At 49.2% G+C, this 14,229-nt stretch carries 5 protein-coding genes and 1 pseudogene; 5 read left to right on the plus strand and 1 reads right to left on the minus strand.

What is annotated here, in order from left to right; translation table 11 throughout:
• The first annotated feature begins 40 nt into the window (after window positions 1–40).
• From comS to MHB62_RS02040, 5 genes and pseudogenes are all read left to right on the plus strand, one after another.
• The gene (gene comS, locus MHB62_RS02020) at window positions 41–181 is read left to right on the plus strand and encodes a competence protein ComS (protein WP_010886404.1); all 141 of its coding nucleotides are present in this window, start codon (window positions 41–43) and stop codon (window positions 179–181) included.
• Window positions 127–7,656: pseudogene (gene srfAB / locus MHB62_RS02025) on the plus strand (surfactin non-ribosomal peptide synthetase SrfAB); the annotation flags it as partial. The gene comS and the pseudogene srfAB, both read left to right, overlap by 55 nt.
• Before the next feature lie 36 nt (window positions 7,657–7,692).
• Window positions 7,693–11,520: a surfactin non-ribosomal peptide synthetase SrfAC gene (srfAC, locus tag MHB62_RS02030; RefSeq protein WP_032722905.1), complete on the plus strand. Its 3,828-nt coding sequence runs from the start codon at window positions 7,693–7,695 to the stop codon at window positions 11,518–11,520.
• Window positions 11,521–11,548: 28 nt separating this feature from the next.
• Entirely contained in the window at window positions 11,549–12,277 is a 729-nt protein-coding gene (gene srfAD / locus MHB62_RS02035; protein WP_029726578.1) for a surfactin biosynthesis thioesterase SrfAD, read from the plus strand.
• Between the two features lie 100 nt (window positions 12,278–12,377).
• Entirely contained in the window at window positions 12,378–13,604 is a 1,227-nt protein-coding gene (locus tag MHB62_RS02040) for an MFS transporter (RefSeq protein ID WP_029726577.1), read from the plus strand.
• 14 nt (window positions 13,605–13,618) lie between these two features.
• Here MHB62_RS02040 and MHB62_RS02045 read toward each other — a convergent pair whose 3' ends face one another.
• Window positions 13,619–14,176, minus strand: a complete 558-nt coding sequence (locus MHB62_RS02045) for a YcxB family protein (protein ID WP_029726576.1) — start codon at window positions 14,174–14,176, stop codon at window positions 13,619–13,621.
• Window positions 14,177–14,229 lie beyond the last annotated feature (53 nt).

Here is a 14,229-nt window from a genome sequence, read left to right on the forward strand (position 1 = left end):
CTGTATTTGGAAGAGAACGAAAGCAAGGAGGAGCAGACGTTTGAACCGATCAGGCAAGCATCTTATCAGCAGCATTATCCTGTATCCCCGGCCCAGCGGAGAATGTATATCCTCAATCAGCTTGGACAAGCAAACACAAGCTACAACGTCCCCGCTGTACTTCTGCTGGAGGGAGAAGTAGATAAAGACCGGCTTGAAAACGCGATTCAGCAATTAATCAACCGGCACGAAATCCTCCGTACATCGTTTGACATGATCGACGGAGAGGTTGTGCAAACCGTTCATAAAAACATATCGTTCCAGCTGGAGGCTGCCAAGGGACGGGAAGAAGACGCGGAAGAGATAATCAAAGCATTTGTTCAGCCGTTTGAATTAAACCGCGCGCCACTCGTCCGTTCGAAGCTTGTCCAGCTGGAAGAAAAACGCCATCTGCTGCTCATTGATATGCATCATATTATTACTGACGGAAGTTCAACAGGCATTCTAATCGGTGATCTTGCCAAAATATATCAAGGCGCAGATCTGGAACTGCCACAAATTCACTATAAAGATTACGCAGTTTGGCACAAAGAACAAACTGATTATCAAAAAGATGAGGAATACTGGCTCGATGTCTTTAAAGGCGAACTGCCAATACTGGATCTTCCCGCGGATTTCGAGCGGCCTTCTGAACGGAGCTTTGCGGGAGAGCGCGTGATGTTTGGGCTTGATAAGCAAATCACGGCTCAAATCAAATCGCTCATGGCAGAAACAGATACGACAATGTACATGTTTTTGCTGGCGGCGTTCAATGTACTCCTTTCCAAGTACGCGTCACAGGAGGATATCATTGTCGGCTCGCCGACAGCTGGCAGAACACATCCTGATCTGCAAGGTGTGCCGGGTATGTTTGTCAACACGGTGGCACTCAGAACGGCACCTGCGGGAGATAAAACCTTCGCGCAATTTCTTGAAGAGGTCAAAACAGCCAGCCTTCAAGCATTCGAGCACCAGAGCTATCCGCTTGAGGAGCTGATTGAAAAGCTTCCGCTTACAAGGGATACAAGCAGAAGTCCGCTGTTCAGCGTGATGTTCAACATGCAAAATATGGAGATTCCTTCATTAAGATTAGGAGATTTGAAGATTTCCTCGTATTCCATGCTTCATCATGTTGCGAAATTTGATCTTTCCTTGGAAGCGGTCGAGCGTGAAGAGGATATCGGCCTAAGCTTTGACTATGCGACTGCCTTGTTTAAGGACGAGACGATCCGCCGCTGGAGCCGCCACTTTGTCAATATCATCAAAGCGGCCGCGGCTAATCCAAACGTTCGGCTGTCTGATGTAGATCTGCTTTCATCTGCAGAAACAGCTGCTTTGCTAGAAGAAAGACATATGACTCAAATTACCGAAGCAACCTTTGCCGCTCTTTTTGAAAAACAGGCCCAGCAAACACCTGACCATCCTGCGGTGAAGGCTGGCGGAAATCTGCTGACCTATCGCGAGCTTGATGAACAGGCGAACCAGCTGGCGCATCATCTTCGTGCCCAAGGGGCCGGAAATGAAGACATCGTCGCGATTGTTATGGACCGGTCAGCTGAAGTCATGGTATCGATTCTCGGTGTCATGAAGGCGGGGGCAGCTTTCCTTCCGATTGATCCTGATACACCTGAAGAACGAATCCGTTATTCATTAGAGGACAGCGGAGCAAAATTTGCGGTCGTGAATGAAAGAAACATGACGGCTATTGGGCAATATGAAGGGACAATCGTCAGCCTTGATGACGGTAAATGGAGAAATGAAAGCAAGGAGCGCCCATCATCCATTTCAGGGTCTCGCAATCTTGCATACGTCATTTATACGTCCGGTACGACCGGAAAGCCGAAGGGCGTGCAGATTGAGCATCGCAATCTGACAAACTATGTCTCTTGGTTTAGTGAAGAGGCGAGCCTGACGGAAAATGATAAGACTGTATTGCTTTCATCTTACGCATTTGACCTTGGCTATACGAGCATGTTCCCCGTACTTCTGGGCGGGGGCGAGCTCCATATCGTCCAGAAGGAAACCTATACGGCGCCGGATGAAATAGCGCACTATATCAAGGAGCATGGGATCACTTATATCAAACTGACACCGTCTCTGTTCCATACAATAGTGAACACCGCCAGTTTTGCAAAAGATGCGAACTTTGAATCCTTGCGCTTGATCGTCTTGGGAGGAGAAAAAATCATCCCGACTGATGTTCTCGCCTTCCGTAAGATGTATGGACATACCGAATTTATCAATCACTACGGCCCGACAGAAGCAACGATCGGCGCCATCGCCGGGCGGGTTGATCTGTCTGAGCCGGATGCATTTGCGAAACGCCCGACAATCGGACGGCCGATTGCGAATGCCGGCGCGCTTGTCTTAAATGAAGCATTGAAGCTTGTGCCGCCGGGAGCGAGCGGACAGCTCTATATCACGGGACAGGGGCTTGCGAGAGGGTATCTCAACAGGCCTCAGCTGACAGCCGAGAGATTTGTAGAAAATCCATATTCGCCGGGAAGCCTCATGTACAAAACCGGAGATGTCGTACGAAGACTTTCTGACGGTACGCTTGCATTTATCGGCCGGGCTGATGATCAGGTGAAAATCCGCGGCTACCGCATTGAGCCGAAAGAAATTGAAACGGTCATGCTCAGCCTCAGTGGAATTCAAGAAGCGGTTGTACTAGCGGTTTCCGAGGGCGGTCTTCAAGAGCTTTGCGCGTATTATACGTCGGATCAAGCTATTGAAAAAGCAGAGCTCCGATACCAGCTTTCCCTAACACTGCCGTCTCATATGATTCCTGCTTTCTTTGTGCAGGTTGACGCGATTCCGCTGACGGCAAACGGAAAAACCGACAGAAACGCTTTGCCGAAGCCGAACGCGGCACAATCCGGAGGCAAGGCCTTGGCCGTACCGGAGACAGCGCTTGAAGAAAGCTTATGCCGCATTTGGCAGAAAACGCTTGGCATAGAAGCCATCGGCATTGACGACAATTTTTTCGATTTAGGCGGCCATTCATTAAAAGGGATGATGCTGATTGCCAACATTCAGGCGGAATTGGAGAAAAGCGTACCGCTTAAAGCACTGTTCGAGCAGCCGACTGTTCGACAGCTGGCGGCTTATATGGAGGCGTCTGCCGTTTCAGGCGGTCATCAAGTACTCAAGCCGGCTGACAAGCAGGATATGTATCCATTGTCATCCGCACAGAAACGGATGTACGTGCTCAATCAGCTTGACCGCCAGACGATAAGCTACAACATGCCATCTGTTCTTCTAATGGAAGGAGAGCTTGATATTTCGCGCCTGCGCGACTCACTCAATCAGCTCGTGAACCGTCACGAATCATTGCGGACGTCATTTATGGAAGCTAATGGTGAGCCTGTTCAGCGCATCATTGAGAAGGCGGAGGTTGATCTTCATGTGTTTGAAGCCAAAGAAGACGAAGCGGACCAAAAGATTAAGGAATTTATCCGGCCATTCGACTTAAACGACGCACCGCTCATTCGCGCAGCTTTGCTTCGAATAGAAGCGAAAAAACATTTGTTGCTTTTAGATATGCATCATATCATCGCAGACGGCGTCTCAAGAGGCATCTTTGTAAAAGAATTGGCGCTGCTTTACAAAGGAGAGCAGCTTCCGGAGCCGGCGCTTCATTATAAAGATTTCGCCGTTTGGCAAAATGAAGCTGAGCAAAAAGAACGGATGAAGGAGCATGAGGCGTACTGGATGTCAGTTCTTTCAGGCGAGCTGCCTGAGCTTGATCTCCCGCTTGATTATGCCCGTCCGCCTGTGCAAAGCTTTAATGGAGATACGATCCGTTTCCGTACGGGAAGTGAGACGGCAAAGGCGGTAGAAAAACTGCTTGCGGAAACCGGAACGACCTTGCACATGGTGCTCCATGCTGTTTTCCACGTCTTTTTAAGCAAAATTTCCGGACAGCGGGATATCGTCATCGGCTCCGTTACTGCCGGCCGGACGAATGCTGATGTTCAGGACATGCCGGGAATGTTCGTCAATACACTTGCCCTGAGAATGGAAGCGAAAGAACAGCAAACATTTGCGGAGCTTTTGGAGCAAGCAAAGCAGACGAACTTGTCAGCGCTTGAGCATCAGGAGTATCCGTTTGAAGATCTGGTTAATCAGCTTGATCTCCCTCGGGATATGAGCCGAAACCCATTGTTTAATGTGATGGTGACGACAGAAAACCCTGATAAAGAACAGCTTACATTGCAAAATCTGAGCATTTCACCTTATGAGGCTCATCAGGGAACTTCTAAGTTTGATCTGACACTGGGCGGATTTACTGATGAAAATGGCATTGGCTTGCAGCTCGAATATGCGACAGATCTGTTCGCAAAAGAAACAGCTGAAAAATGGAGCGAATACGTTCTGCGGCTACTAAAGGCTGTTGCGGATAACCCGAACCAGCCGCTTTCCAGCCTGTCACTGGTCACCGAGACAGAAAAGCAAGCGCTTCTTGAGGCATGGAAGGGTAAAGCGCTGCCTGTGCCGACAGACAAAACGGTTCATCAGCTATTCGAAGAGACTGTCCAGCGCCACAAAGACCGCCCGGCTGTCACATACAACGGCCAGTCTTGGACGTACGGCGAGCTGAATGCGAAGGCGAATCGTCTCGCGCGGATTCTGATGGACTGCGGCATCAGTCCGGATGACCGCGTCGGCATTCTCACGAAGCCGTCGCTTGAAATGTCCGCCGCGGTGCTCGGCGTCTTGAAAGCCGGAGCGGCGTTTGTGCCGATTGATCCTGACTACCCGGATCAGCGGATTGAGTATATTTTACAGGACAGCGGCGCGAAGCTTCTCTTGAAACAGGAAGGCATTTCAGTGCCGGACAGCTTTACGGGAGATGTCATTCTTCTCGACGGAAGCCGCACGATTCTAAGCCTGCCGCTTGATGAAAACGACGAGGGAAATCCAGAAACCGCTGTAACCGCGGAGAACTTGGCGTACATGATTTACACGTCTGGAACGACCGGACAGCCGAAGGGTGTCATGGTCGAGCACCATGCGCTTGTGAACCTGTGCTTCTGGCACCACGACGCGTTCAGCATGACAGCGGAGGACCGCAGTGCGAAGTACGCGGGCTTTGGGTTCGACGCTTCCATTTGGGAGATGTTCCCGACTTGGACGATCGGCGCTGAGCTTCACGTCATTGATGAAGCGATCCGCCTCGATATCGTCCGCCTGAACGATTATTTTGAAACGAACGGCGTAACGATCACGTTCCTGCCGACACAGCTTGCGGAACAGTTCATGGAGCTTGAGAACACATCACTTCGCGTCCTCTTGACCGGAGGAGACAAGCTGAAGCGCGCAGTGAAAAAGCCGTACACACTCGTCAATAACTACGGGCCGACAGAAAATACGGTCGTTGCCACAAGCGCAGAAATCCATCCGGAGGAAGGCTCGCTTTCCATCGGAAGGGCCATTGCCAATACGAGAGTATACATTCTCGGCGAGGGCAATCAGGTGCAGCCGGAAGGCGTAGCCGGAGAGCTTTGCGTGGCGGGGCGCGGACTGGCACGAGGCTATCTGAATCGAGAAGACGAAACCGCGAAGCGGTTTGTCGCTGATCCGTTTGTGCCGGGTGAGCGCATGTACCGCACCGGCGATTTGGTGAAGTGGACAGGCGGCGGCATCGAATACATCGGCCGGATCGACCAGCAGGTCAAGGTCCGCGGCTACCGGATCGAGCTCTCAGAAATCGAAGTCCAGCTCGCCCAGCTTTCTGAGGTGCAGGATGCGGCGGTGACAGCTGTCAAAGATAAAGGTGGCAACACAGCGATCGCGGCGTATGTCACCCCGGAATCAGCTGACATAGAAGCACTGAAATCAGCACTGAAGGAAACCCTGCCGGATTACATGATCCCGGCGTTCTGGGTGACGCTGAACGAGCTTCCGGTTACGGCAAACGGCAAAGTGGACCGCAAAGCCTTGCCTGAGCCGGACATTGAAGCGGGAAGCGGAGAATACAAAGCGCCGACGACCGACATGGAAGAGCTGCTTGCCGGCATCTGGCAGGACGTGCTTGGAATGTCTGAAGTCGGTGTCACCGACAATTTCTTCTCGCTTGGCGGAGATTCCATCAAAGGAATTCAAATGGCGAGCCGCTTGAACCAGCACGGCTGGAAGCTGGAAATGAAAGATCTCTTCCAGCATCCGACGATCGAAGAGCTGACCCAATATGTAGAGCGTGCCGAAGGCAAACAGGCAGACCAAGGCCCGGTAGAGGGCGAAGTCATCCTGACGCCGATCCAGCGCTGGTTCTTTGAAAAGAACTTCACGAACAAGCACCACTGGAACCAATCTGTGATGCTTCACGCCAAGAAGGGCTTTGATCCTGAACGGGTGGAGAAAACATTGCAGGCGCTGATCGAGCATCATGACGCGCTCCGCATGGTCTATCGTGAGGAAAACGGGGACATCGTTCAGGCGTATAAACCGATCGGTGAGAGCAAGGTCAGCTTCGAAATCGTGGATCTGTACGGCTCTGATGAAGAGATGCTGAGAAGCCAGATTAAGATTCTCGCGAACAAGCTGCAAAGCAGTCTCGATCTGAGAACCGGGCCGCTTTTAAAGGCGGAGCAATATCGCACAGAAGCTGGGGATCACCTGCTCATTGCTGTACACCATCTCGTGGTCGACGGTGTGTCATGGCGGATTTTGCTTGAAGACTTTGCTTCAGGCTACATGCAGGCTGAGAAAGAAGAGAGCCTTGTCTTCCCGCAAAAAACAAACTCCTTCAAGGACTGGGCGGAAGAACTGGCGGCATTCAGCCAATCAGCGCATCTTTTACAGCAGGCTGAATACTGGTCGCAAATTGCCGCTGAACAGGTTTCTCCTTTACCGAAGGATTGTGAAACAGAGCAGCGGATCGTCAAGGATACATCATCCGTCCTATGTGAATTAACGGAAGAAGACACTAAGCATCTTTTAACAGATGTTCATCAGCCATATGGAACTGAAATCAACGATATTCTTCTCAGTGCGCTCGGTTTGACAATGAAAGAATGGACAAAGGGTGCCAAAATCGGCATTAACCTTGAGGGACACGGCCGGGAGGACATTATCCCGAATGTGAATATCTCCAGAACGGTCGGCTGGTTTACGGCACAATACCCTGTTGTGCTCGACATATCTGACGCAGATGCCTCGGCTGTGATCAAAACAGTCAAAGAAAACCTGCGCCGCATTCCCGACAAAGGTGTTGGCTACGGCATTCTTCGTTATTTCACAGAAACAGCGGAAACAAAGGGCTTCACACCGGAGATCAGCTTCAACTATTTGGGCCAATTCGACAGTGAAGTCAAAACCGATTTCTTTGAACCATCCGCTTTCGATATGGGGCGCCAAGTAAGCGGAGAATCAGAGGCGCTGTACGCTTTAAGCTTCAGCGGCATGATCAGAAACGGCCAGTTTGTGCTTTCCTGCTCCTACAATGAGAAGGAGTTTGAAAGAGCTACAGTCGAGGAGCAAATGGAACGGTTTAAAGAAAACCTCCTGATGCTAATCCGCCATTGCACGGAAAAAGAAGACAAGGAATTCACACCAAGCGACTTCAGCGCCGAAGACCTTGAAATGGACGAGATGGGAGATATCTTTGACATGCTTGAGGAGAATTTAAAATAAAACGCAAGGGAATTACAGAAGGCGGGAGCGAAACATATGAGTCAATTTAGCAAGGATCAGGTTCAAGATATGTATTACCTATCGCCGATGCAGGAAGGGATGCTTTTTCATGCCATCCTGAATCCCGGCCAAAGCTTTTACCTTGAACAAATCACGATGAAAGTAAAAGGCAGCTTGAATATCAAATGTCTTGAAGAAAGCATGAATGTGATCATGGACCGGTACGATGTATTTCGTACCGTGTTCATTCACGAAAAAGTAAAAAGACCTGTCCAAGTCGTATTGAAAAAACGGCAGTTCCAAATAGAAGAAATCGATCTGACACACTTAACGGACAGCGAGCAAACAGCCAAAATCAATGAGTACAAAGAACAGGATAAGATCAGGGGTTTTGATTTGACGCGGGATATTCCGATGCGGGCAGCCATTTTCAAGAAAGCTGAAGAAAGCTTTGAATGGGTGTGGAGCTACCACCACATTATTTTGGACGGATGGTGCTTCGGCATCGTCGTACAGGATCTATTTAAGGTATACAATGCTCTGCGCGAACAAAAGCCGTACAGCCTGCCGCCCGTCAAACCGTATAAAGACTACATCAAGTGGCTTGAAAAGCAGGATAAACAAGCATCGCTCCGCTACTGGCGCGAGTACTTGGAGGACTTTGAAGGACAAACGACGTTTGCGGAGCAAAGGAAGAAACAGAAGGACGGCTATGAGCCGAAAGAGCTGCTCTTTTCACTGTCGGAGGCGGAAACAAAGGCTTTTACTGAGCTTGCAAAATCGCAGCATACCACTTTAAGTACGGCGCTGCAGGCAGTCTGGAGCGTATTGATCAGCCGCTATCAGCAGTCTGGCGATTTGGCCTTCGGTACAGTTGTTTCAGGGCGTCCCGCGGAAATCAAAGGCGTTGAACATATGGTCGGGCTGTTTATCAACGTTGTCCCGAGACGTGTGAAGCTGTCTGAGGGTATCACATTTAACGGCTTGCTCAAGCAGCTGCAGGAGCAATCGCTGCAGTCTGAGCCGCACCAATATGTGCCGCTTTATGACATCCAAAGCCAGGCCGATCAGCCGAAACTGATTGACCACATCATTGTTTTTGAGAACTATCCGCTTCAGGATGCGAAAAATGAAGAAAGCAGTGAAAACGGCTTTGATATGGTGGATGTTCATGTTTTTGAGAAGTCGAATTATGATCTCAACCTGATGGCTTCCCCTGGAGATGAGATGCTGATTAAGCTTGCCTATAATGAGAATGTGTTTGATGAGGCGTTTATCCTGCGCTTGAAATCTCAGCTTCTCACAGCAATTCAGCAGCTCATCCAGAATCCTGATCAGCCTGTCAGCACGATCAACCTCGTTGACGACAGGGAGAGAGAATTTTTGCTAACCGGCTTAAACCCGCCGGCTCAAGCTCATGAAACAAAGCCTCTGACGGATTGGTTCAAGGAAGCAGTGAACGTCAATCCGGATGCGCCGGCGCTTACGTATTCCGGCCAGACCCTGTCTTATCGCGAATTAGATGAGGAAGCGAACCGCCTTGCACGCCGGCTGCAAAAACACGGTGCGGGCAAAGGCTCTGTTGTAGCGCTGTACACGAAGCGCTCACTTGAACTGGTGATCGGCATTCTCGGTGTATTAAAGGCGGGAGCAGCCTATCTGCCGGTTGATCCGAAGCTGCCAGAGGACCGAATCTCGTATATGCTGGCTGACAGTGCGGCAGCCTGTCTTCTGACGCATCAGGAGATGAAAGAACAAGCGGCTGAGCTGCCGTATACAGGCACAACGCTCTTCATTGATGATCAAACACGGTTTGAAGAACAGGCAAGCGATCCTGCAACCGCGATTGATCCTAATGATCCGGCATATATCATGTACACGTCCGGCACAACCGGAAAGCCAAAGGGCAATATCACCACTCATGCCAATATTCAAGGATTGGTCAAGCATGTAGACTACATGGCATTCTCTGAGAAAGATACATTCTTATCTGTTTCCAATTACGCCTTTGACGCATTTACCTTTGATTTCTATGCTTCTATGCTGAATGCGGCACGGCTCATTATCGCAGATGAACATACGCTGCTTGATACAGAACGGCTCACAGATCTGATCCTGCAAGAGAATGTCAATGTCATGTTTGCGACAACCGCACTATTTAATCTTCTCACGGATGCGGGAGAGGATTGGATGAAGGGACTACGCTGTATATTATTCGGCGGAGAGCGCGCGTCAGTGCCTCATGTCAGAAAAGCGCTGCGGGTCATGGGGCCGGGCAAGCTGATTAACTGCTACGGGCCGACTGAGGGAACAGTGTTTGCGACTGCTCACGTCGTGCATGATATACCGGATTCCATCTCCTCATTGCCGATCGGAAAGCCGATCAGCAATGCCAGTGTTTATATTCTGAACGAGCAAAGCCAGCTCCAGCCATTCGGGGCGATCGGTGAACTGTGCATCAGTGGAATGGGCGTGTCAAAAGGATATGTAAATCGTGCTGACCTCACGAAGGAAAAGTTTATTAAGAACCCGTTCAAGCCGGGAGAAACGCTTTACCGCACAGGGGATTTAGCGCGCTGGCTGCCGGATGGAACGATTGAATACGCCGGCCGTATTGACGACCAGGTCAAAATACGTGGACACCGGATTGAGCTTGAAGAAATCGAAAAGCAGCTGCAGGAATACCCAGGTGTGAAAGATGCGGTCGTTGTGGCGGACCGCCCTGAGTCTGGCGATGCATCAATCAATGCCTACCTCGTGAACCGGACGCAGCTTTCAGCTGAGGACGTGAAGGCGCACCTGAAAAAACAGCTTCCTGCTTACATGGTGCCGCAAACCTTTACCTTCTTGGATGAGCTTCCTTTAACGACGAACGGGAAAGTCAATAAACGGCTGCTCCCAAAACCTGATCAGGATCAGCTGGCGGAAGAATGGATCGGACCGCGGAACGAGATGGAAGAAACAATCGCACAAATATGGTCTGAGGTTTTCGGCAGAAAGCAAATTGGCATTCATGACGATTTCTTTGCGCTCGGAGGGCATTCCTTAAAGGCAATGACCGCCGCTTCCCGCATTAAGAAAGAGCTTGGGATTGATCTTCCAGTAAAGCTTTTGTTTGAAGCGCCGACGATCGCCGGCATTTCAGCGTATGTGAAAAACGGGGGTCCCGATGGCTTGCAGGATGTAACGATAATGAATCAGGATCAGGAGCAGATCATTTTCGCCTTCCCGCCGGTCTTGGGCTATGGTCTTATGTACCAAAATCTGTCCAGCCGCTTGCCGTCATACAAGCTATGCGCCTTTGATTTTATTGAGGAGGAAGACCGGCTTGACCGCTATGCGGATTTGATCCAGAAGCTGCAGCCGGAAGGGCCTTTAACATTGTTTGGATATTCAGCGGGATGCAGCCTGGCGTTTGAAGCTGCGAAAAAGCTTGAGGAACAAGGCCGTATTGTTCAGCGGATCATCATGGTGGATTCCTATAAAAAACAAGGTGTCAGTGATCTGGACGGACGCACGGTTGAAAGTGATGTCGAAGCGTTGATGAATGTCAATCGGGACAATGAAGCGCTCAACAGCGAAGCTGTCAAACAAGGCCTCAAGCAAAAAACACATGCCTTTTACTCATACTACGTCAACCTGATCAGCACAGGCCAGGTGAAAGCAGATATTGATCTGTTGACTTCCGGCGCTGATTTTGACATGCCGGAATGGCTTGCATCATGGGAAGAAGCTACAACAGGTGCTTACCGTGTGAAAAGAGGCTTCGGAACACACGCAGAAATGCTGCAGGGCGAAACGCTAGATAGGAATGCCGGGATTTTGCTCGAATTTCTTAATACACAAACCGTAACGGTTTCATAAATGAAGTGATGAAAGGAGGAGACAGCCAATGAGCCAACTCTTCAAATCATTTGATGCGTCAGAAAAAACACAGCTCATCTGTTTTCCGTTTGCCGGCGGCTATTCGGCGTCGTTTCGCCCTCTCCATGCTTTTTTGCAGGGGGAGTGCGAGATGCTCGCTGCCGAGCCGCCGGGACACGGCACGAATCAAACGTCAGCCATTGAGGATCTCGAAGAGCTGACGGATTTGTACAAGCAAGAACTGAACCTTCGCCCTGATCGGCCGTTTGTGCTGTTCGGACACAGTATGGGCGGAATGATCACCTTCAGGCTGGCGCAAAAGCTTGAGCGTGAAGGCATCTTTCCGCAGGCGGTTATCATTTCTGCAATCCAGCCGCCTCATATTCAGCGGAAGAAAGTGTCCCATCTGCCTGATGATCAGTTTCTCGATCATATTATCCAATTAGGCGGAATGCCCGCAGAGCTTGTTGAAAATAAGGAGGTCATGTCCTTTTTCCTGCCTTCTTTCCGATCAGATTACCGGGCTCTTGAACAATTTGAGCTTTACGATCTGGCCCAGATCCAGTCGCCTGTTCATGTCTTTAACGGGCTTGATGATAAAAAATGCATACGAGATGCGGAAGGGTGGAAGAAGTGGGCAAACGACATCACATTCCATCAATTTGACGGCGGGCACATGTTCCTGCTGTCACAAACGGAAGAAGTCGCAGAACGGATTTTTGCGATCTTGAATCAGCATCCGATCATTCAACCGTGATCAAAAGCGGACAGCTTCGGCTGTTCCGCTTTTTTTGTGTTGAATGCCAATTTTTGTATGGTATAATAGTCGAAATACTCAAATAAAGGCAGGTCGAAACATGCGCACGTCTCCCAGGATGAAATGGTTTGTATTGCTGTTTACGTTTGTTTTCGCCATCGGAATGAACTCATTCAGAAATTCCTTTCAATTTTTTATGCTGCCAATGGCAGATGCCTTCCATGCCGACAGGTCGCTGATTTCGGTTTCTGTCAGCATTTTTATGATCACAACCGGCATCGTCCAGTTTTTTGTCGGTTTTTTTATCGACCGTTTCAGTGTCAGAAAAATTATGGCGCTTGGAGCTGTCTGCATCAGCGCAAGCTTTTTGGTGCTTCCTTATTCACCGAATGTTCATGTGTTTTCCGCCATTTACGGTGTGCTTGGCGGAATCGGGTATTCCTGCGCGGTCGGCGTGACGACCCAGTACTTCATCAGCCGTTGGTTTGACATACACAAAGGTCTGGCGCTTGCTATTTTGACCAATGCCAACTCTGCGGGCCTGCTGCTTCTCTCACCCATTTGGGCTGCGGCTCCGTATCATGCCGGCTGGCAGAGCACCTATACCATTTTGGGAATCGTCATGGCGGCTGTTCTGCTGCCGCTCCTCGTCTTTGGGATGAAGCACCCGCCACATGCGCAAGCGGAGTCTGTGAAAAAATCTTATGATTGGCGGGGGTTTTGGAACGTGATGAAGCAATCCCGCCTCATTCATATCCTGTACTTCGGCGTGTTTACTTGCGGATTTACAATGGGAATTATTGATGCTCACCTCGTCCCGATACTGAAGGATGCGCATGTCTCTCATATCAACGGAATGATGGCCGCGTTTGGGGCGTTTATCATCATTGGCGGATTATTGGCAGGCTGGCTGTCCGATCTCCTCGGCAGCAGAAGCGTCATGCTATCCATCTTATTTTTCATTCGGCTGCTCAGCCTCATTTGCCTGCTCATTCCCATTCTCGGAATTCATCACAGCGACCTTTGGTACTTCGGGTTTATCCTGTTATTCGGGCTCAGTTACACAGGCGTGATCCCGCTGACCGCAGCGTCAATTTCGGAAAGCTATCAAACAGGATTGATCGGATCGCTGTTAGGCATCAATTTCTTTATCCATCAGGTTGCCGGAGCTCTTAGCGTGTATGCGGGCGGTTTGTTTTTTGACATGACTCATGGTTATTTGCTGATTGTCGCTGTGTGCATCGTGTTTGTGGGTTTATCGGCTGTAATAGAGCTGGTGCCGTTTTTAGATAAACAGAAGGCAAAAGAAACCCACCATTCAATATAAAAGGATCAGCACTGTCAATGCTGATCCTTTTTAAATTTGAGTTTTTTTGTTTCGGTATTTTTAAGGATAATCTCCTTGAATCTGTTCATTTCCTCTTTGGAATGAAAAAAACGTTTTGGGATCGCAATATATTGGCCACTTGATGTATTGACCCTGAAGATATTTTTATATTCGAAAACAGCTGTGATTTCATCCCAATTGTAAATGAGGTCATATTTTTTAGAACATATACGAATTCCTTCTTGGTTCAGAGTATATGTTCTTTTAGATTTCATCCGTTCGTTCTTCTTGTATGCTCTGGAAAACTTCACATATAGAAGAAGGAGGAGCAGCAGTGTAAACAGAACTGACATCACGATAATCAACATACTGTTCATAAACAAGTTAAGCGCGTCACTGCCATAAACGATACGGGGCCATCCGTTAATGAAGTTAACTGCAGCAAATATGGCGCAAAACAACAGAAAGTAAAAGCATGATATTTTTGCGATTTGATAAAAAAAGATTTCTCTTACATCCTTAAAAGCGATTTCTCCTGGAAGATTGATACTTTCATTAGCATATTGAATCATACGGTAAACCTACACCTCTAACCATGTTTTTCCTTTCAGTCTAGCATAATTTC

The organism is Bacillus sp. FSL K6-0255, from assembly GCF_045040725.1.
Taxonomy (GTDB): Bacteria; Bacillota; Bacilli; order Bacillales; family Bacillaceae; genus Bacillus; species Bacillus subtilis.